Here is a 19,552-nt window from a genome sequence, read left to right on the forward strand (position 1 = left end):
TGGACGGTGGCGGAGGTTCGTCAATTTTCCAGCACAATGCTGGAGAAATCTGCACATATGGAGATGCTGATTAATGATCTTGCGATGACTTATCGGTTAAAAAGCGGCGCCCGTCCGCCAGAATCCGAGGAGATTGAACTCAATAGCTGGCTAGAGGACGCATTAAAGCAAGCGGCTGCCGACCCTTTTTATAAAAAAGAAACCATTTTGTTTCAGGCCGCTTCTTTTGACGTAACCGTTAGGCTGTATACTCCTTGGCTGGAAAGAATCATTAACAATTTGGTAGCCAATGCTCTGCTGCATAATCCGCCGGATACGGTACTTATCGTCTCGGTTATACCGGGCGAAGGTGGCAAAGGACTCACCATCCAGTTCGCTGATAATGGCACGGGAATGGATGAAAATACAGTAAACCGATTGTTTGAGCGTTACTACCGGGGAACCGCTACCTCTGCGGCGGTGAATGGAACAGGACTTGGCATGGCTATATCCAAAGGGCTGATCGAAGCCATGGGTGGTAAAATTACGGTGGAAACAACTTTGGGGAATGGCACTGTCATTCGCCTTATTTGGGAAGAAGCTGTTGCTGGAAACGGAATAGAAAAGGACATTAATGAAAACTTGTGATCACAAACTAAAAATCCCCTTCCCGAAAAGCGAGGCGAATCCGAATGAGGGAAACGCCTTGGCTTGCCGGCAAGGGGTACTTTGTCTATGTCCATATAAAGATTATACTTTTAAATCACCGTCATAGGTAGCAATCGTTTTGTATAGCTCCGGGCGGCGGTCACGGAAAATACCCCATTCAATCCGCCCCACTTCCAGCTCGTCCAGATCAAATTCAGCAGTAAGCACTTCCTGATCGGTACGACCAGCTTCTGCAATCTTGTTACCCTGTGGCCCAGCAATAAAGGATGAGCCGTAGAACGTAATACTGGAGTCCTCATCTGTCTCCATTCCAATGCGGTTGGAAGCAATAACTGGCATCAAATTGGAAGCAGCATGACCGAGCATGCAGGTCTGCCAGTGATCCTTGGAGTCAATGGAAGAATCCTGCGGTTCCGAACCAATCGCTGTTGGATAGAACAATATTTCTGCACCCATCAGCGCCATACAACGGGCAGCTTCGGGATACCATTGATCCCAACAAACGCCTATTCCAATTTTGGCATATCGTGTATTCCATACTTTAAAGCCGGTATCGCCTGGATTAAAATAGAACTTTTCCTCATAACCGGGACCGTCCGGGATATGGCTCTTGCGGTATTTACCCAACACTTCACCGTCTGCATCAATTACAGCAAGACTGTTGTAGCGGGCGTAATTTTTTTTCTCATAAAAACTGATTGGCAGCACAACCTGCAATTCTTTGGCAATCTTCTTAAAATGGTTAACCGCCTTGTTATGCTCCAGCTCGGTTGCATATGCAAAATAATCGGACTTTTCCTTCTGGCAGAAGTACGGAGTCTCGAACAATTCTTGCAATAAAATAATCTGTGCACCTTGTGCAGCCGCTTCACGCACCAGCTTCTCAGCTTTGCTTATGTTTTCATCAATGTTGGTAGAGCAGCTCATTTGGGTTGCCGCTACTTTTACTTTTCTCACGTCAGTCCTCCTCTTGGATATTTATATCATTTATTGATTCACAGCAGGCATCTGCTGGGTAGTGCAGTGTACGTTACCGCCTTCACGGATAACCGCCATGCCGTCCACCGTACGAATGGTACGGTCTGGAAATACATTTGCCAGTACCTGCTCGGCTGCGCGGTCACTTTCAGCCGCAGTGCCGCCAAACACTGGCAAAATGATGCCGCCGTTCACAAAATAGAAGTTGATATAGCTCAGCGTCAACCGGCTGTCTTCATAATCCACGCGCGGCGGTTGCCCGATTTGGATCACTTCCAGCTTGCGGCCTTTTGCATCCGTTGCCTGCTCCAGAATACGCAGGTTTTCCTGTGTGATTTCGTAATTTTCATCCCCAGGATCATCGCATACTTGCATAATGACCTTACCGGGAGCAGCAAAGCAAGCAATATTGTCTACATGCCCATCCGTTTCGTCACCACTAAGTCCACGTTTCAGCCAGATAATCTTCTCAACGCCTGTATATTCGCACACATACCGTTCGATTTCTTCCCTGCTTAATTCCGGGTTGCGGTTCGGATTCAGCAAACACTCTTCTGTTGTAATTAATGTGCCTTCACCGTCTACATGCAGTGAGCCGCCTTCCATCACAAGCGGTGCATCAAACCTCGGTAATCCAAGCTTGTCCAAAATTTGCGGCGCTACCTGATCATCCAGGTCCCACGGAGCGTATTTGCCGCCCCAGGCATTAAACTTCCAGTTCACACCTGCCAACTGTCCATGCTCATTCGTTAGAAAAGTAGGACCGTTGTCGCGCAGCCACGCATCGCTATGCTCTATTGGAAGCAGTTCCACCCGTTCCCCGAGATCAAGTGCCTGGACGCTCTCCAGATCATCTGGATTTACGACCACGGTAACTGGTTCAAACTCAGCCATGGCACGTACAATTCCAGCGTAGCCCTTGCATACATCGGCATGCATATCCGGGTAAACCATGGAAGACTGCACAGGCCAGGAAATATACGTACGTTCATGCGGTGCCCATTCAGGCGGCATCTTATAATGTGAATCCTTAATTTGCATGTATTGAAGCTCTCTTTCTTCATTATAATGTTGAGTCTTATCTGTAGCTGAAAAACGTTGTCTAATAAACGACGGACAGACTCCGTTCCTATCATACAATAATATGATCTTTGTCTCAATCAGATCGGAAAAGTTTTGAATATTTTATATTCATATGGGAGTAATTACTTTGAAAACGTGATGGCTTTAAGCGTATTTCCTTCAAAATCCTTCACTGTAAACTGTGCTTCTTCCAGTAAAGCGTAAGATGGCGGATAGTTTTCCTTTGGCAACGAGATTGAGCCCGGATTTAGAACGAAAACTCCTTTTTCCACATCCGCTACCGGAATATGGGTATGTCCCTGAATGAACACATCCCCTGTTTCCAGTGGTGGCAAGTTCCCCATGCTAAAGCCATGTCCGTGCGTGACATAGATACGCCGACCTTCATGGTACAATAAAGCATAATCGCCCATCATCGGAAATTCAAGTAGCATCTGATCCACTTCTGCATCGCAATTCCCGCGGACAGACACCGCAATATGCGGCTTGTACTGATTCAGCAAAGAAGCTACTTCTGCTGGGTTGTATCCCTCCGGCAGTTGATTGCGCGGTCCATGGTACATATAATCTCCGAGCAGGACAAGACAATCGGCTTTCTCCTCCCTGAACTTTTGCAGCGCCAGCTGCAACCAGTGAAGCGAGCCGTGAATATCAGATATACACATCAGTTTCATGATTGTTCTTTCCTTTCTGAATAGGCCATTATAATTTAGAAAATATTCCTCTTAAGTCCATTATTACATTATTCCCTGAACAAATCTGTGCAAAAATGGGTTTCTTCCCGTTTTGAATGAGCTGTAGTTTTATTGTTAATTCCCATCTGCCGTGATTTTTCGGATTAACTTGCAAGGGTTTCCTGCAGCAATAGAGCTGGAAAACTATTTACATTGTAATTTCTATCAAGTTGCCTTCTGGATCTTTAATTACGCTTTCATAATAGCCGTCACCTGTCAATCTTGGCTGGCCCACTACTTCATATCCTGCATGCATGAGCCGTTCTGTCTTTTCATTCACCAGTGCCTTACTTCCAACGGAAAATGCAACATGAGCCCAGCCAGTAATATTTATCTGTGGTGAATGCTCTATTCCCGTTTTACGCATAACCTCTAACCTGGCTCCATCCTCAAAGGTGATAAAATAGGACTCAAATCCCTTTGTAGCATTATAATATTTATCATTAGATTTTCCATCAAAATATTGTTCATAAAAGTTCTTCATTTTCTCTAAGTCTCTAACCCAGATCGCTACATGCTCAATCTTCATTATTTTCCTCCATCTGCATTAATTTATGGGCTCAATTCTTCCAAGACATTTTCAAACGCACTTAGCTTGACAATCGGTTGCTAATACCTAAAAAATTAGCGACCGCTTCCCCGTAAAAGAGCAGAAGCGGTCGCTACATAAAGCCTTCATTGTTATTTAAAACAAAATCACTGGTTTATTTATAAATTAACGTTTAAGGCTTTGGCCATTCGTGGCAATAATATCTTTGTACCAATGGAACGATTTTTTCCGGTATCTTTCAAGTGTGCCGCTACCGTCATCATGACGATCTACATAAATGTAACCATAACGTTTTTTAAGCTGAGCTGTCGATGCACTAACAACATCGATGCAACCCCAAGACGTATAGCCCATAACTTCTACTCCGTCGTCAATGGCTTCCCCTACTTGAACCAGATGATCATTCAGATAGTTGATCCGATAGTCATCTTCAACGGTTTTTTCACCTTTTTCATTGGTGATCAGCTCGTCAACGGCGCCCAAACCATTTTCAACAATGAATAGTGGTTTTTGGAAGCGGTCATAGAATGTGTTCAGTACATAACGCAAGCCTTGCGGATCAATTTGCCAGCCCCACTCGCTTGCCTCGAGATGCGGATTGCTGACACCACCGAGGATGTTACCTTCACCTTGGACTTTTTTAGCTTCGTCGGCTGTCTCACAAGTGCTCATATAATAGCTGAACGAGATAAAATCAACCGTATGCTTCAAATCTTCGGCATCACCCGGTTCAAAATGAATCGTGATTCCTTCTTCTCTAAAGAAACGTTTCATGTAGCCTGGGTATTGACCTCTTGCATGAATGTCCGCAAAGGCCATGTTTCTGTGATCAAACTCCATTGCAGCGATCACATCATCTGGATTAGGTGTCAGCGGATAAGTAGGCATGCTTAGTACCATACAACCAATTTTGAAATCCGGGTTAATCTGATGACCGATTTTTACCGCTCTTGCACTTGCAACAAGCTCATGGTGAATGGCTTGATAAAGGTCTTGTTCACTAAGCTGATCTTTAGGTGTGCTAATGCCTCCGCTCATGAATGGAGCTTCCAGAATGGAGTTGATTTCATTGAAAGTCAACCAGTATTTTACTTTATTTTTGTAGCGGTTAAATACTGTTGTAGCATAACGCTCATAAAAACCAACAAGCTTACGGTTCACCCAACCATCGTATTCTCTGGACAGATGTAAAGGTGTTTCATAGTGAGATAATGTAACGAGTGGTTCAATTCCATATTTGTGAAGTTCATCAAACAAATCATCATAAAATTGCAAGCCTTGTTCGTTCGGTTCCAGTTCGTCGCCTTTAGGAAAAATCCGTGACCAAGCGATGGAAGTCCGGAACACTTTGAAACCCATTTCTGCAAAAAGTTTAATATCTTCTTTATATTTGTGATAGAAATCAATACCGATCAACTTCATATTATCTTCTGTTGGTACATCCGTAACGGGTCCCCAACCACCACGAGGGGTTACATCCTGAATAGACCAACCTTTTCCATCTTCTTGATAAGCGCCTTCGAGCTGGTTAGCAGCAACTGCTCCGCCCCACAGGAAATCTTTTGGAAACTGTGTACTCATATTCTCTCCGCCTTTACTATTGTGTTATAAAATACTTCTATACCAATACTAAGTTTTGTAACGCGTTTCATGTCAAGTATTTTTTATATTATTCTTTTCCCCATTCATAAAAGTTTATCCGTTTTAATGTGCATTTTTCGAGTTCAACTTATACAGGAAAGAAACCCTCGTCTCTAAAGAGAGGGTTTCTCACTCGTTTTTTTCTCTTCCCCGTGAACACGTCGGGCAAAGTTGACAAATTGGAATTTATCCAGCCGATGCCGTGACTCGGTGTACTGGAACAAGGTAGTGTCTTCCAGATAAACATAATTACGCACTACTACCACATGAATATAGCCTTTGAGATCCATCAGCTTATGATCCTCTTCACTTGCATCTTCTACAGAGACTACTTTTTTGGCATAACTGATTTGAAGGTGAAGCTCATTCTCCAGATATTCATAAATGGATCCGCTGCTAATCTCCTTGGTAAGTACAGGCACGATGTCTGATCGAAAATAGTCTTTATCCAGAATTACGGATTCGTCCTCAATCATACGCGCGCGAATCACTTCCCAGACAAGATGCCTATGCTTGTCAAGCTCAAGATGACCAGCAATCTCTTCTGAGGCCGGAATCAGGCGATTCTCGTGCACAATCGTACGTGATTTACGCCCGATGCGCTCGGACATCTCTTTGAAGCTGACCAATCCGCCAACTGGAAAATCCATACGCCCAATATCCAGAACAAAGGAACCTTTAGCTTTTATTTTATGGATATACCCATTTTGTGCAAGCAAGTGAAGTGCCTTACGTACGGTCTCACGGGAAGTATTATATTCCCTGGCCAATTCATTCTCAGAGAGTATCTTTGTGCCTGGGGCCAATTCACCTGCCCGGATTCGTTCCACATAATCCTGATAAATTTGCAGAAATATATTCGTTGTCAATTTTCATCACCACGTTTATTGTAGCATTCTTTCACTTTGGCGACCTGTATGCTTTTAAAGTTTGTGATAATCCTTGTCAAACAGATCATGACTTGAAGTGAATTCTCATCGAGATATATTGCAAATCATTCGCCTCGCCTGGCAATTCTTCAATCGATTCAATCATTTCTTGACCATCCGGAACGATTACAGGTGTAATAACCGGATATCCGGATTTTTGGATCAGATCACGGTCGAATTCCATCAGTAATTGTCCTTGCTCGACGGTTTGGCCTGTCTCCACGTGCATAGTGAATCCTTCTCCCTTTAGGGATACAGTGTTAACGCCCACATGCACCAGAATCTGTACACCTGTCGCATGCTCCAAAATCAGGGCATGCTTGCTTTTCGTCATAATATGGATGACTTGGCCGCTGAAAGGAGCAAAAATCCGACCTTCTTCCGGTTCGACCGCAATGCCTTGTCCCATCTGACGCTCGGCAAAGGCCGGATCAGGAACCTGTTCCAGAGGCACGATGCGACCCTGCACCGGAGTCATAACTTCAAGCACATCGAGTGCAGAGGTCTTGTGGTTAGTGCTTTTTGGTGCGGAAGCATTTGCCGTCTTGGCAGGCGGGTTATTTTGCTGGCGCTTATTTAGTAATTTGCCATACGCTAAAGTTAAGCTGAACGGCAGAATTAACACGATCGACATTCCAATGAAGAATACGCCCCAGTTCATAGGGAAAATAGACAGGAAACCTGGAATCCCCCCAACACCGATTGAAGAAGCCATGACATGATTCACCGTTAGCAATACACCCGCAATACCGGAACCGATCATTCCGAACACAAATGGATATTTATAACGGATATTTACCCCAAAGATCGCCGGTTCCGTGACACCCAGAAAAGCAGACACGGATGAGGTAAAGGCTAGCCCTTTGCCCTTCTGATCCTTTAATACCAGCATCATAGCCAGTGCACCAGCACCCTGAGCAATATTAGAAAGCGCCAGCATCGGCCATAGGAAGGTACCGCCCTGTGTTCCAATTAATTGTACGTCTACGGCCAAGAAAGTATGGTGCATTCCCGTAATGACGAGCAGCGCGTAAAGACCTCCATAAATCAGCCCTCCCAGCGCAGGAGCCAGAGCGAAAACGTATACAAGACCGCTCGTAATCGCATTACCGATCATAAAAGTAACCGGTCCGATAACCGTAAATGCAAGAAATCCCGTAATTAATAATGTAATCGGTGCGACTAATAACAGCTTAAATGAATCGGCTATTCTTTTGTTCAAGAATTTTTCAATTTGTGCCAACACGTAAGCGGATACGAGAACCGGCAGAACCTGGCCTTGATAACCGATTTTGTTCACTTCCCAGCCGAACAGATTCCATACTGGAACCGTTCCCTTCGTAACTGCATCTGCATAACTGTAAGCACTGAGCAAGTCTGGATGAACCAAAATCAGGCCAAGTACAATCCCGAGTAACGGGCTACCACCAAACCGTATAACTGCCGACCATCCGATCAAGGCAGGCAGGAACGTAAAGGCGGTACTGGCGATCGTATTGATAATAGCAGCAAAATCAGTCCATTGTGGATAGACCTGAACCAGAGACATTCCCTCGAAGAAAATCCCCTGGCCTGTCAAAATATTATTAATTCCAAGCAGTAAGCCTGCGGTCACAATGGCGGGCAGTATAGGGATAAAAATATCTGCCAGTGTCTTGATGGCATGCTGAATCGGATTCTGTTTCTTGCTGGCCGCATTTTTAACATCATCTTTGGAAGCCCGGTTGCCGCCTGTAATTGCAATCATTTCGTCATACACCTTATCAACCAGACCTGGCCCAATGACGACCTGATACTGTCCTTGTGAGGAAAATTGGCCTTTGACCAAATCATTTTGATCCAATGCATCTTTATCGACCAGCTTGTCGTCATAGAGGGCGAACCTCAGACGGGTTACACAATGGGTAGCAGCCTCAATATTATCTTTGCCGCCAACGGCTTCTATAATTCGTTCCACCTGTGCTCTTTCAATCGGCATTTAACTCACTCCCTTAATTTTAATAAAGTAGCAGCCCCGGTCGCCATGACAGTAAGGAACCCGGGGCTATTGGTTGTTGCCACACTATAAACTGCGTCTAACGAAGGAGCCACATATAGGAAGCATATGGGGACAATGTGATAGACTGCTTTAATTCCGGCACTTGCTCGGTATTGCCAATTAACAGTTCCGCTGAAGCCAATACCTGAGCTTGTAGTTGTGAGTAAAATGAATCAGGTAAATCGAATTCAGCCTCCTGCCCGCTAAAATTAGAGATGACGATCAGAGTCTCCTTTTCATTGCTGCGTTGGTAGGCATATATCTTAGGATGGGCTTCATCCAGTCGTTGATAATTTCCATCGGTAATGACTTGCACCGTCTTGCGCAATCTGATCAGCTTTTGGTAATGATGGTAGATGGAGTTCGGTTCCTTTAACTGTGCCTGGACATTGATCTGTGGATATCGTTCATCTACCTTGATCCAGGGTGTACCTGAAGTGAAACCCGCATTTGGACTATCATCCCATTGCATTGGTGTTCTCGAATTATCACGGGATCGCTCACGGATCATATTTAATGCTTCTTCAGCGCTCTTGCCCTGCTCCTGCAAAATGCGATACATATTCAGAGATTCCACGTCCCGGAATTCTTCGATATCTGACCACTTCGGATTGGCCATACCAATCTCTTCGCCTTGGAATATATAGGGCGTTCCTTGAAGTCCGTGAAGGGTCGTCGCCAGCAGCTTAGCACTTTCGGCGTGATATGCGCCATCATCCAGAAAACGGGAGATCGCTCGTGGCTGGTCATGATTGTTAAAGAACAATGCACTCCAGCCGCCTCCCTGTTGGATGCCAATCTGCCATTCCGAGAATAGGCTTTTCAGCATTTCAAAATCATAGAGCATCAGTTCCCACTTCTGACCCTTCGGATAATCTACTTTCAAATGATGAAAATTGAAGGTCATGGACAGTTCTTTTTGCTCTGGATTGGAGTAACGGATACAGTGCTCCAGCGACGTAGAGGACATCTCCCCCACAGTCACGTTATTATACTTACGGAATACCTTCTCATATAACTCGTGAATGTACTCGTGTACGCGTGGACCGTCCGTATAGTACTTGCGTCCGTCACCCGGAGCCATGCTGTGATCATCACACAGGAATCGTTGATCCTTGGAAATTAAATTAATCACATCCAGTCGGAATCCGCTGACTCCCTTTTCAGCCCAAAATTCCAGCAGATTTACGACTTCCTCACGTACCTTTGGATTCTCCCAATTAAGATCTGCCTGAGTTTTGTCAAACAGAGTTAGAAAATATTGATCTGTCCTTGGGTCATATTGCCATGCAGGCCCACCAAATTTGGACTTCCAGTTGTTAGGTGGCCCGCCATCAGGTGCAGGATTACGCCAGATATAATAATCCCTGTACGCATTATCCCTTGATTGTCGTGCCTCCTCAAACCAGGCATGCTCTGTCGAAGAATGATTTACCACAATATCTATCATCAGACGCATTCCACGCGCCTTGATTTCCCGACTCAATTCCTCGAAGTCCTCCATAGTCCCAAAATCTGGGTTAATCCTGCAATAATCCGCTACATCATACCCGTTATCACGCTGTGGGGAGACATATACCGGCTGTAACCAGATAATATCAACACCCAGCTCATGTAAATAATCAAGCTTTTGCGTCAGTCCTCGGATGTCACCTGTTCCATTGCCCGTTGTATCATGAAAGCTTTTGGGATAAACCTGATAGACCACCGATTTGCGCCACCAGTCCTTATCTTGGTGAACCAAGCCTTTGCTTGTCGTTTGCATCATACTCATTCCTTTCTCTCTAAATTAAATATTACAAGCACAAAGTACAGCGCTTTCAATCACTAATGTATATACAGGATTATAACATGTATATACAAGTTGTCAACGAACTTTAAATCTTTTCACATCGATCTGAGCAGCGACTAGTAAACACCTATGGATGGCAGGTGGTCTGTGGAGATTAAACGATATTAAAAAAAGGAACTCCAGCTAAGGAGCTCCTTTTTTGTGATTCTAAAAAAACTGCCTCAAGAGTTATATTCACCTCTTAAGGAAATTCCTTCTACAATTGATGTGTTTCAAAATCGCCTCGTCGTCTTGCCAATGCTCAATCGTAACTGATAATTCCCTTTTCAAGACGAGAATTCTTGATTATTTCATTGATACTCTACAAACATTCCTTCTCTTTTTCAGGCTTCACGCTGATAAATACATTTAATACGATCATCTCTCGCTGATTTAACGTAATTACGACCTGAAAAGGGAAAACACCTCACCATACAAATCTTGATGCAAGCAGTTATAGCCTCCCGCCTTTAAAATATAGTAGTGTTTGGACATGTTAATTTTTTGATGTAATCCTGTTACTCCGTACACTCTGGCCAGATTGCCAATGACTATTTTTAGATGGGCGGGTCTGTATGAATATCGTTGTCCGGTTCAGTGCTTATCCAACGCGTAAAGGTAACTTGAAAACCGGCCCGGGTCGGCGCGCATATAAAAGGACCAGCCTGTTGCCCGGATTCGTAAGGAAAACGTGCCACACGCACGGTGCGCCAGTCATGATGATCTGTTCGCGCTCTAATAACCACTGCATCCTGAATTCGGGAAGCGCGAATCGTGACATGATCTCCTACCCATTCAGGTACAGGAGATAATGACCAATCGGAATAGTCGTCTGTGACAACGACAGCCAGTTGAGGAATTCCATCATTTAATTCAATGCCAGCTTTAATCCACTTTCCTGGTCCTTGATACAGCATGATTCCTGCCTGATCATAAAGCTCAGTAAATGAGCCTAACTGAAACGTGACCTCTATAGCAGAATCCCTCTCCCATGCTGCAAGCAGAGAATGTCCACTACTGCGTTCGAATCCATATAAGGTTTTTTCCCAATAATCGCTTCCTTCGCTGGCTTCAACTTGGAGGAACTGGCCTTCTTGCAAGGATAACACAGGAGGGTTAGTCCAGATTCCTGCGTTCCATGAAATTGCTTTTTGAGTCATTGATCTCATCCTCTCTTGCTTAATGGAGCAATACCCTATTTTCTTTTTTTCACCAATTGCAAATTGTACGTCAGACTTTCGAGGGTCACCGAAATCAACCCGTTCATGTATTCGTCATTCGTATCACTTTTCACAAAAATCTCTGGCATATGTTCTTGGGGTATATCTTTTAGACAACCGTTATAAATATCGTCCAACAGAGTCGGCTTGGATAATTCTCCAGTCAAAGCGATAGATACAGGATCAATAATAGCAATAATGGAAGTTATCGTTTTGACAGCCAAAGGAACGAACCCCTGAGTATTTTTGCTCTGCTTTAGTTGTTCTTCCCTTGTCATATCAAAGGGCAAAAAAGAAACTTCTCCCGCAAATTTGGTATTTCCTTTTAACAGGTGTCCGTCGACAATAAACCCCGCTCCCGGGAAATTATCCTTGGGAAAATTAACAATCGCGAAGGTTTTGTCTTCATCATAATTTTGCATTTTATAAAATCCGTAAACTGTTAGATGCATATCATTTTCAATAGTGATTTCCAGTTCGTATTTGTTGTAAAGCAGCGGGCCCAGAGGAATTCCTATGAGCGGGTCGATATCACACACACCGATAACCCCTTGATGTACAACCCCGGGAATACCAATGCCAACCGCTTTGACATTTCCATAGATGTTAATGAGTTCTCCAATTTGTTTCACTATGACCTCATAATCAATATAAGGCACAATCGAGGTCTTCTCTACAATGATGTCGCCCAGCAAATTGGATACTGCATAAGTAAGAGAATCCAATCCGCCTTCCGTTTTCACATTTAAACAGAGAATATAGGAATAATCGGCGTTATATTTGTACCGCCTTGCCGGGCGTCCACCGTTGGATTCCTCCAGCTCTGTCTCTAACACTTCCCTGGTTTGAAGAAGCTCCTTCAGAATATTGCCGCAAGTTGCCACACTGAGTCCAGTTATGCTTGCTATGGATGACTTGGTGGCATATTCAAGAGACTTCAGTGTGTTTTTGACTAACTCCACATTAATTTGTTTGACTCGGATTGCATTATTGGAGACTGGCAGTATTTGAATCCTCTCCTTTTGCGACACTTATTAAAAGCATTACAATATGCTGTAATATAACGCTCTGTCTGCAAAAAGTCAATTCGTAGCCTTCCATGGATTCGGAGTAGCAACGGGTTCAAGAATATTCCCCACTCCGTACTCATGTAAATTCAGCGTTTCCAGATAATATAACGTAAATCATCATGCTATACTATTTATATTGAACAGATTCCAGTGTGGCATCTCTGGGATAAAATCAAGTAAAAAAGGGGGAACTTTAGTGGAAACTATGGAATTTATAGCATTGATCGCTTTAATCATCTCCGTCATACTTTTGATCAAAGTCTACAGCTTGCAAGCTCGACTTAATGATTTGAAATCCGATGTAGAGCGTCTTGAGAATCGTTCTGGAACGTCGGGAATATCACTATCTGGCCCAACCGCTACTGCACCACCACATGTGCTAGACACAGTAGTTTCGGAGGATATCAATGAAAGACTGCTCATGCTGATTAGAGAAGGCAAAAAGATTCAGGCGATAAAAGAGCTAAGAGTAGCTAAAGACCTCTCTTTAAAGGAAGCAAAGGACTATGTAGATGACCTGCAACGCCTCTAAGTAAGAGCAGAATGATTCTGCCGGGGTATAGGATTGCAACAATTGCCTCGGCAAGAGCTTTAGAAAGGACGACGAAATAAGATGAGTATGAGCAAAACAAACGCGATGCGAATATTGGATGGACAGAATGTAAACTACAACATGCTGAGTTATGATCATCAGGATGGAAAAATAGATGGTATGAACGTAGCTGAGAAAATTGGAAAATCCCCGGAAGCCGTTTTCAAAACGTTGGTTGCACATAGCAAACAACATCTGTTTGTTTTTGTGATTCCTGTACATAAAGAGCTTGATCTCAAAAAGGCAGCTAAATCAGCGGGCGAGAAGAAAATCGAAATGCTTCCAGTCAAAGAACTGCAAAAGCATACCGGGTATATCCGGGGTGGCTGCTCTCCCATAGGAATGAAAAAGCTCTATCCTACTTTTATTGACCAACCCGCAGTAGAGTTGAAAACTATTGTTGTGAGCGCCGGAAAAATTGGAACCCAACTGGAGTTAAGTCCGCAGGATTTAGCCCGGCTCATTGATGCACAGTTTGCGGATCTGACTCAGAAAGCATAAAACCCTCCAACAATTCATAAAATCTTTATGCGGATTTTCTCTAATTCTAAGATAGATGAAGCTTCAACTTGGAGAGGAAGATCAAATGATGCATAATGATTCCCCGAAAAATGCCAGTGTGCCGCAGCCCATCAGAAGTGATGGTGCTGGAGGCATTGATAAGGGTCCCCGTGATGTGATGAGGGATTTGCAAAATCCCGACATGCTGGTTCCACCCGTAACAGATAATGGACTCATTCCGAACATGAGATTTTCTTTTTCAGATGCCCATATGCAGTTGAATCACGGTGGATGGTCAAGAGAAATAACCGTAAGGGAGCTACCCATTGCCACAACTCTTGCCGGAGTTAATATGAGTTTGACACCGGGCGGCGTGCGCGAACTTCATTGGCACCAGCAGGCGGAATGGTCTTATATGCTGTTGGGGAGTGCCCGTATTACTGCCGTCGACCAAGAAGGACGAAATTTTATTGCTGATGTGGGTCCTGGTGATCTCTGGTATTTTCCACCCGGCATTCCACACTCAATACAAGGTCTTGAGGAAGGCTGCGAATTTTTGCTGGTTTTTGATGACGGCAGCTTCTCTGATTTGAACACTTTATCCATCTCCGATTGGTTTGCACATACTCCAAAAGATGTACTGTCTGCCAATTTTGGCGTTCCTGAAGCTGCTTTTTCATCCATCCCTCAAGAACAAGTATATATCTATCAGGATGCCGTTCCCGGTTCAATCCAAAGTCAAGCGGTTTCTTCTCCCTATGGTACGTTGCCTCAATCCTTTAAATATGAATTACTCGCTCAGTCTCCCATCAAAACGCCGGGTGGAAGCGTACGAATCGTCGATTCTTCCAATTTTCCGATATCCCAAACGATCGCGGCTGCTCTTGTTGAGATTGAGCCTGGTGCAATGAGAGAAATGCACTGGCATCCCAATAATGACGAATGGCAATACTATCTTACCGGGCAAGGCCGAATGACTGTTTTTGGCGGAAATGGCGCGGCGCGCACATTTGATTTCAGAGCCGGGGATGTTGGATATGTACCTTTTGCTTACGGTCATTACATCCAAAATACAGGCTCAAGCACGCTATGGTTTCTTGAAATATTTAAAAGTGACCGTTTTGCAGATGTTTCCTTGAATCAATGGATGGCACTTACACCGACAGAGCTCATTCAGAGCAATTTACATGTTGGTGCCGATGTGACCTCTAAATTGCGGAAGGTAAAATGGCCTGTCGTCAAGTATCCCGGTTATTCTTTTTATCCAAAGGATGAACTCTGAAGAATCCGGTGAACGTGCGTCTTGTCCGTGCTCTCAGAAAAAAGCATATCCTCATGCATTTCTTACTGCTTTCTAATGTGAATTTAATTATCTCCGGATATATTAAAGCAAATAGCACTTTATAAAAATAAAAGGCTGTTAAAATTCGGGGAGTGAGAAATGAAAGATGCAAAAAATTGCACAAGTCACGGCCTTTTTTTGGATTATGAAGATTTGCGCTACTACGCTGGGTGAAACCGCAGGTGACTTATTGTCACAAACCCTTAATGTAGGCTATGCCATTAGTTCCATGATTTTGTTTAGTATTTTTTTGATTAGTCTTATTTTTCAGCTTTCTTCTAAGAAGTACCATCCATTTCTTTATTGGACTGTGATTCTTACAACGAGCACTGCTGGCACGACCATGTCAGACTACATGGATCGTAGCCTAGGGTTGGGTTATGCAACGGGATCATTAATTTTAGTATGTATATTGTTAGCCATTTTTTCATTTTGGTATTTTAGTGAGCGATCATTGAACGTCAATAATATTACTACACGGAAAGTAGAAGTGATTTATTGGATTGCCATCTTGTTCTCAAACACTTTAGGTACTGCTTTAGGTGATTTTTTGGCGGATAGCTCCGGTCTTGGTTTTGTAGGAGGAGCGGTTTTAATAGGGAGCTTGCTGGGTGTGATTCTGCTATTAACTTATTTTACAAATATTTCACGAGTTTTTCTGTTCTGGCTAGCATTTGTATTAACACGTCCTTTTGGAGCGACATTTGGAGACCTTCTTACCAAATCCCACGCAAAGGGAGGATTGGATTTAGGGACTATGGGATCTTCGCTGGTACTGGTTACAATTCTTATAGCCTTAATTATCTACACTACTCTAAATGCTTCTAAAATGAAACAAACACCGGAGTTAAACGCAAGTTAATCATTTAATGAACAGATATAAAGAGCTGTCCCAAACCGCCGACTGCATCCTTGTACCGTTATTAGTTATCCATAGCTACTTTGCTACAAAGATATAGGCTCCGACTTTAGCCGGCAGCCTATATCTTTGTAGCATTATAACTGGAGCGGACTCAATCCCTCCCCTAATCATATACTGTATAAAATTTCGTAAAGGTGGCAGACGACGTGAAGCAGCTTGAAATAAAACTCGTCTTGTTCCAAAGAGATTATTTTGTACGAAGAAGAAGAGTGTTCAATCGTGTGCGCTTGATAAACCAAAATAAGATAAACTATCTTCCCTTTAGCAGTGTATTGGAGATTCTCGAGTATGATGTTTTAAGGTCAAATCGGAAAGACCTGTCGGTTACGGACGGTTCCCAATTTCTTACCATCCCCATACAAGGTGCTACAGCCCGACGGGAAGGTGTCTCGTTTGAAATCGATCCTTTCCTGATCATAAACAAGCAGCGTTTTATAAGCTTCACTTCAATTAACCGTCTATTTAACGTCGATCTTGTTTTGAACATGAAATCAAAACAGGTAACTGTTCGCCAGCCGGGGCGGTTTTTAATTACTGCCAAAGGAGATACCCTCCAATTACTCGCCAGATTGCTGAACACAACAGTCAAGAGCCTCATATCCTTCAATAAGAACCTGAAAGAACCCATTACGCCCGGAACCAAAGTTACCATACCTACCATCCGTTTTAACAATACCCTCACTTCCCAGGCATCACGTAAAAAAAAGGTGAAGACCAAACAGAATCAGGAACTGGCACCTGCCATAATTACCTTGGGCAGACAACTGAGGGGTACACCGTATAAATTCGGTGCCGGTCCCTATCCAAGAACCAAAAAGTTCGATTGCTCTTCATATATACAGTATATTTTCAGAAGGAACGGTGTAGTGCTGCCAAGAACAAGCCGTGCCCAGGCAAGCGCAGGCAGAAACATTAACCAAAACCAGATCGAGCCCGGCGATCTAATCTTTTTTAGAAGAGACCGTTATTCAGATAATCGTATCGGTCATGTTGGTTTGGATATCGGAAATAGTCAAATGCTCAACACGTATAAATCCCCACCCGGTGTAACAATTACCTTTTGGAAAGATCCTTATTGGTTAACCCGGTATGTCACTGCAAGAGAAATCCTGTAAAGGATAATAAGCTTTAGTTCCAGGTGTCCGCATAGGTTTTAACAAACTGCTCCAACGATATCGGGGAACGTCTGGTCACGCGCAACACCATATCGGTAATGTCAACGAGTGGAATCCAGTGAACGCTCCGTGTTTATCTACTTTACAATTCCGTTACGAATGGCAAATACAACCGCTTGCGTGCGATCTTCAACCGCGCATTTTTGAAGAATTCGATGAACATGTGTCTTAACCGTGCTCTCACCGATATAAAGCCTGGCGGCGATCTCTTCGTTACGTAATCCGTAAGCCATCTGTTGCAAAACTTCCAGTTCCCTATCTGTAAATGGTTCAGGCAGCATAGTAACCGGTATCTGATCTGGTGCCCGAAAGTCATGCGCTGAACGGATAGCTTTCCCAATGACTCTGGCGGCAATCGCAGTTCTGAAGATCGCTCCCGCACGGATGCCATCATACACATAATCCTCCTGATCGAATGTTGTCAGAATGACAACCTTGCAATCCGGTATAGCGTCTACGATGTCATGGGTTGCTTCAATTCCTCCCCCTTCTGACATTTGAACATCCATCAGCACCACATGTGGCCGGACGCGTGCCGCCAGTTCGACGGCTTCGCGGCCGCCTGATGCTTCACCCGTTACTTCCATGTCTTCCTGAGCGTTAATGATAAATCGTAAGCCATGCCGGACCAAATGCTGATCGTCCACAAGGATTACCCGGATCAATGGTCCTGTCATTCCTCTTCACCTTTCATTTCAGTTTTCCCAACGGCCGTCGGCACCTGAATCACGAGCTTCATTCCATGCGGATCAGCCGTTAGAATCTCTAAAGATCCTCCTGCCCGTTCGCATCGTGCCTTCATGCCTGAAAGCCCAAAACCCGAATGATTCTGATTGGCCCCTGTCCATCCTCCATTATCAGTTACGATCATGGTCAATTTCCCTGTATGTTCTGTGACTGTAATATCAACCCGGGACGCTTGCACATGCCGAATAACATTGGTGAGTGCCTCCTGAAGAATACGATACAGTAATTAACCACTAACAGTCGCTTTGAAGTCCATCTACAGGTTGATTTCCCCCTCCGCCCCTAGAAAGGGCAGTGGATACATTGAAATCCCTCATTTCTAATCAGTTTCTAATCTAAGCTTAAATGTTCTATGGTTTTTCACATGTAATTCTCACTATCATTTCATGATCTTTATGTACATTGTTCAGGAGGAAGAAGCATTTAAGAAGGTTTCCAGAACATGAGGAGGATTATGAATGAAACAAGAGGATCGGGATCAGAACATGAAAAGCGAAAGTCGGCCCACTTCCACAGAGGGTTTGGTTAAACCATCTATAGGCTGGCAAATGCTAAACAAGGTGCCGGAGGTCACCATTTTCTTTTGGATTATTAAGATTATGACGACTACCGTGGGAGAAACCGCTGCCGACTTTTTGAACTTCAATCTGCATTGGGGTTTGACTCGTACAACTGTGGTCATGGTTGTTCTCTTACTCATCACACTTCTATTCCAGTTCAGGTCACGGAAATATATTCCCGGGATCTACTGGCTCGTAGTGACTCTCGTCAGTGTTGTAGGCACGCTTGTTTCAGATAACCTTGTGGATCACATAGGGATCTCGCTGCAAGTTACGACAACCGTCTTTGCCCTCGCTCTACTGGCGACTTTTACGCTTTGGTATGGAAGCGAAAAAACATTATCCATTCATTCTATTTACACGATCAAGCGTGAAATATTCTACTGGGCAACGATATTCTTTACCTTTGCCTTGGGTACAGCGGCTGGTGATCTTATATCAGAGGGCCTTGACTTAGGTTATTGGAGGTCGGCGTTTATGTTTGCGTCACTGATTGGTATCATAACGTTTGCCCACTATCGGCTTAAATTCAATGCGGTGTGGTCCTTCTGGATGGCGTACATTGTGACCCGGCCTCTCGGCGCCTCACTTGGGGATTATCTGTCACAATCTCATGCCGATGGCGGGCTCGGCCTGGGCACTGCTGGAACCAGTGTGATTTTTCTCGTAACTATTTTAATCTTGGTGATCTACCTGGCGAAATCCGGAATAGATCAAACCCAACCATCATCATAATCAGCTAAAAAGCATAGAAGAAAACGTACCCGGGACATAGCCGGAATAATCCCGGGTAGATTGCATCTTGACTCTAATGCTATATTTTCACAATAAAAATATAGTAAAAATATTGAAATTAATAACCAAATACCTTATAATTACAACAAATAATCTCTTCTAACAATTAAAATTCGCAAGCCTCAGCCAAATTTATGTTAAGGTTTTTCTTTCTCTCACATCGCTAAATTTATACTATTTTTCCGTTATTATTCCA

Annotated in this window: 19 protein-coding genes and 1 pseudogene; 7 read left to right on the forward strand and 13 right to left on the reverse strand. The window is 43.8% G+C overall.

All coding sequences use genetic code 11. The annotated features are described in order from the left end of the window. Nucleotides 1-57: 57 nt before the first annotated feature. The gene (locus tag ACQ4MX_RS01665) at nt 58-627 is read left to right on the forward strand and encodes a sensor histidine kinase (RefSeq protein ID WP_431088955.1); all 570 of its coding nucleotides are present in this window, start codon (nt 58-60) and stop codon (nt 625-627) included. 102 nt (nt 628-729) lie between these two features. On the opposite strand, the gene aguB is transcribed toward ACQ4MX_RS01665, so the two are convergent. The 11 genes and pseudogenes from aguB to ACQ4MX_RS01720 all read right to left on the reverse strand — a co-directional run bounded on the left by aguB (nt 730) and on the right by ACQ4MX_RS01720 (nt 12,536). Then, a complete protein-coding gene (aguB, locus tag ACQ4MX_RS01670; RefSeq protein WP_134914184.1) occupies nt 730-1,605 on the reverse strand; it encodes an N-carbamoylputrescine amidase in 876 nt (291 codons plus the stop codon). Nucleotides 1,606-1,635: 30 nt separating this feature from the next. Then, nucleotides 1,636-2,667 carry an agmatine deiminase family protein gene (locus tag ACQ4MX_RS01675; RefSeq protein WP_431088956.1) on the reverse strand — a complete coding sequence of 344 codons (1,032 nt, stop codon included), beginning with the start codon at nt 2,665-2,667 and terminating at the stop codon, nt 1,636-1,638. A 164-nt stretch (nt 2,668-2,831) separates the two neighbouring features. After that, nucleotides 2,832-3,383, reverse strand: coding sequence for a phosphodiesterase (gene yfcE, locus ACQ4MX_RS01680; protein WP_431088957.1), 552 nt, complete (start codon nt 3,381-3,383; stop codon nt 2,832-2,834). A gap of 208 nt (nt 3,384-3,591) precedes the next feature. Beyond that, nucleotides 3,592-3,972: a VOC family protein gene (locus ACQ4MX_RS01685; protein WP_431088958.1), complete on the reverse strand. Its 381-nt coding sequence runs from the start codon at nt 3,970-3,972 to the stop codon at nt 3,592-3,594. A gap of 186 nt (nt 3,973-4,158) precedes the next feature. Continuing rightward, nucleotides 4,159-5,574, reverse strand: coding sequence for a glycoside hydrolase family 1 protein (locus tag ACQ4MX_RS01690; protein WP_431088960.1), 1,416 nt, complete (start codon nt 5,572-5,574; stop codon nt 4,159-4,161). A 173-nt stretch (nt 5,575-5,747) separates the two neighbouring features. Then, entirely contained in the window at nt 5,748-6,503 is a 756-nt protein-coding gene (gene treR / locus ACQ4MX_RS01695) for a trehalose operon repressor (RefSeq protein ID WP_431088961.1), read from the reverse strand. 85 nt (nt 6,504-6,588) lie between these two features. Then, a complete protein-coding gene (gene treP, locus ACQ4MX_RS01700; protein WP_431088963.1) occupies nt 6,589-8,541 on the reverse strand; it encodes a PTS system trehalose-specific EIIBC component in 1,953 nt (650 codons plus the stop codon). A gap of 97 nt (nt 8,542-8,638) precedes the next feature. Beyond that, on the reverse strand, nt 8,639-10,366 hold the full coding sequence (gene treC / locus ACQ4MX_RS01705) for an alpha,alpha-phosphotrehalase (protein WP_431091233.1): 1,728 nt from the start codon (nt 10,364-10,366) through the stop codon (nt 8,639-8,641). Between the two features lie 448 nt (nt 10,367-10,814). After that, nucleotides 10,815-10,903: pseudogene (locus ACQ4MX_RS01710) on the reverse strand (2OG-Fe(II) oxygenase); the annotation flags it as partial. An 86-nt stretch (nt 10,904-10,989) separates the two neighbouring features. Further along, nucleotides 10,990-11,592, reverse strand: a complete 603-nt coding sequence (locus tag ACQ4MX_RS01715) for a DUF1349 domain-containing protein (RefSeq protein WP_431088965.1) — start codon at nt 11,590-11,592, stop codon at nt 10,990-10,992. A gap of 35 nt (nt 11,593-11,627) precedes the next feature. Further along, the gene (locus tag ACQ4MX_RS01720; RefSeq protein WP_431091234.1) at nt 11,628-12,536 is read right to left on the reverse strand and encodes an ROK family protein; all 909 of its coding nucleotides are present in this window, start codon (nt 12,534-12,536) and stop codon (nt 11,628-11,630) included. A 391-nt stretch (nt 12,537-12,927) separates the two neighbouring features. Here ACQ4MX_RS01720 and ACQ4MX_RS01725 point away from each other — a divergent pair, with 391 nt between their 5' ends. The 5 genes from ACQ4MX_RS01725 (at nt 12,928) to ACQ4MX_RS01745 (ending at nt 17,194) form a co-directional block, all read left to right on the forward strand. After that, the gene (locus ACQ4MX_RS01725; RefSeq protein ID WP_431091235.1) at nt 12,928-13,254 is read left to right on the forward strand and encodes a ribosomal protein L7/L12; all 327 of its coding nucleotides are present in this window, start codon (nt 12,928-12,930) and stop codon (nt 13,252-13,254) included. Between the two features lie 81 nt (nt 13,255-13,335). Then, entirely contained in the window at nt 13,336-13,815 is a 480-nt protein-coding gene (gene ybaK / locus ACQ4MX_RS01730; protein WP_431088967.1) for a Cys-tRNA(Pro) deacylase, read from the forward strand. 88 nt (nt 13,816-13,903) lie between these two features. Beyond that, on the forward strand, nt 13,904-15,097 hold the full coding sequence (locus ACQ4MX_RS01735) for an oxalate decarboxylase family bicupin (protein ID WP_431091236.1): 1,194 nt from the start codon (nt 13,904-13,906) through the stop codon (nt 15,095-15,097). 166 nt (nt 15,098-15,263) lie between these two features. Then, complete coding sequence (locus ACQ4MX_RS01740) at nt 15,264-16,019, forward strand: COG4705 family protein (protein ID WP_431088969.1); 756 nt, start codon at nt 15,264-15,266, stop codon at nt 16,017-16,019. Between the two features lie 206 nt (nt 16,020-16,225). Further along, entirely contained in the window at nt 16,226-17,194 is a 969-nt protein-coding gene (locus ACQ4MX_RS01745; RefSeq protein ID WP_431088971.1) for an NlpC/P60 family protein, read from the forward strand. Nucleotides 17,195-17,331: 137 nt separating this feature from the next. On the opposite strand, the gene ACQ4MX_RS01750 is transcribed toward ACQ4MX_RS01745, so the two are convergent. Continuing rightward, complete coding sequence (locus ACQ4MX_RS01750; protein ID WP_431088973.1) at nt 17,332-17,931, reverse strand: response regulator transcription factor; 600 nt, start codon at nt 17,929-17,931, stop codon at nt 17,332-17,334. Beyond that, on the reverse strand, nt 17,928-18,224 hold the full coding sequence (locus ACQ4MX_RS01755; protein WP_431091237.1) for a sensor histidine kinase: 297 nt from the start codon (nt 18,222-18,224) through the stop codon (nt 17,928-17,930). The genes ACQ4MX_RS01750 and ACQ4MX_RS01755 overlap by 4 nt, the downstream gene beginning before the upstream one ends. 235 nt (nt 18,225-18,459) lie before the next feature. Here ACQ4MX_RS01755 and ACQ4MX_RS01760 point away from each other — a divergent pair, with 235 nt between their 5' ends. Then, complete coding sequence (locus tag ACQ4MX_RS01760; RefSeq protein ID WP_431088975.1) at nt 18,460-19,296, forward strand: COG4705 family protein; 837 nt, start codon at nt 18,460-18,462, stop codon at nt 19,294-19,296. The last annotated feature ends 256 nt before the right edge of the window (nt 19,297-19,552 follow it).

The organism is Paenibacillus sp. 8b26 (genome assembly GCF_050626875.1).
In the GTDB taxonomy this organism is placed as follows: domain Bacteria; phylum Bacillota; class Bacilli; order Paenibacillales; family Paenibacillaceae; genus Paenibacillus.

Coding starts and splice junctions, on each gene's coding strand:
- ACQ4MX_RS01760 (WP_431088975.1), top strand. CDS start 18,460: ATGAAACAAGAGGATCGGGATCAGAACATGAAAAGCGAAAGTCGGCCC.
- ACQ4MX_RS01735 (WP_431091236.1), top strand. CDS start 13,904: ATGCATAATGATTCCCCGAAAAATGCCAGTGTGCCGCAGCCCATCAGA.
- ACQ4MX_RS01690 (WP_431088960.1), bottom strand. CDS start 5,574: ATGAGTACACAGTTTCCAAAAGATTTCCTGTGGGGCGGAGCAGTTGCT.
- ACQ4MX_RS01740 (WP_431088969.1), top strand. CDS start 15,264: ATGCAAAAAATTGCACAAGTCACGGCCTTTTTTTGGATTATGAAGATT.
- treC (WP_431091233.1), bottom strand. CDS start 10,366: ATGCAAACGACAAGCAAAGGCTTGGTTCACCAAGATAAGGACTGGTGG.
- ACQ4MX_RS01685 (WP_431088958.1), bottom strand. CDS start 3,972: ATGAAGATTGAGCATGTAGCGATCTGGGTTAGAGACTTAGAGAAAATG.
- yfcE (WP_431088957.1), bottom strand. CDS start 3,383: ATGAAACTGATGTGTATATCTGATATTCACGGCTCGCTTCACTGGTTG.
- ACQ4MX_RS01665 (WP_431088955.1), top strand. CDS start 58: ATGGAGATGCTGATTAATGATCTTGCGATGACTTATCGGTTAAAAAGC.
- ybaK (WP_431088967.1), top strand. CDS start 13,336: ATGAGTATGAGCAAAACAAACGCGATGCGAATATTGGATGGACAGAAT.
- ACQ4MX_RS01725 (WP_431091235.1), top strand. CDS start 12,928: ATGGAATTTATAGCATTGATCGCTTTAATCATCTCCGTCATACTTTTG.
- ACQ4MX_RS01750 (WP_431088973.1), bottom strand. CDS start 17,931: ATGACAGGACCATTGATCCGGGTAATCCTTGTGGACGATCAGCATTTG.
- ACQ4MX_RS01715 (WP_431088965.1), bottom strand. CDS start 11,592: ATGACTCAAAAAGCAATTTCATGGAACGCAGGAATCTGGACTAACCCT.
- treP (WP_431088963.1), bottom strand. CDS start 8,541: ATGCCGATTGAAAGAGCACAGGTGGAACGAATTATAGAAGCCGTTGGC.
- ACQ4MX_RS01675 (WP_431088956.1), bottom strand. CDS start 2,667: ATGCAAATTAAGGATTCACATTATAAGATGCCGCCTGAATGGGCACCG.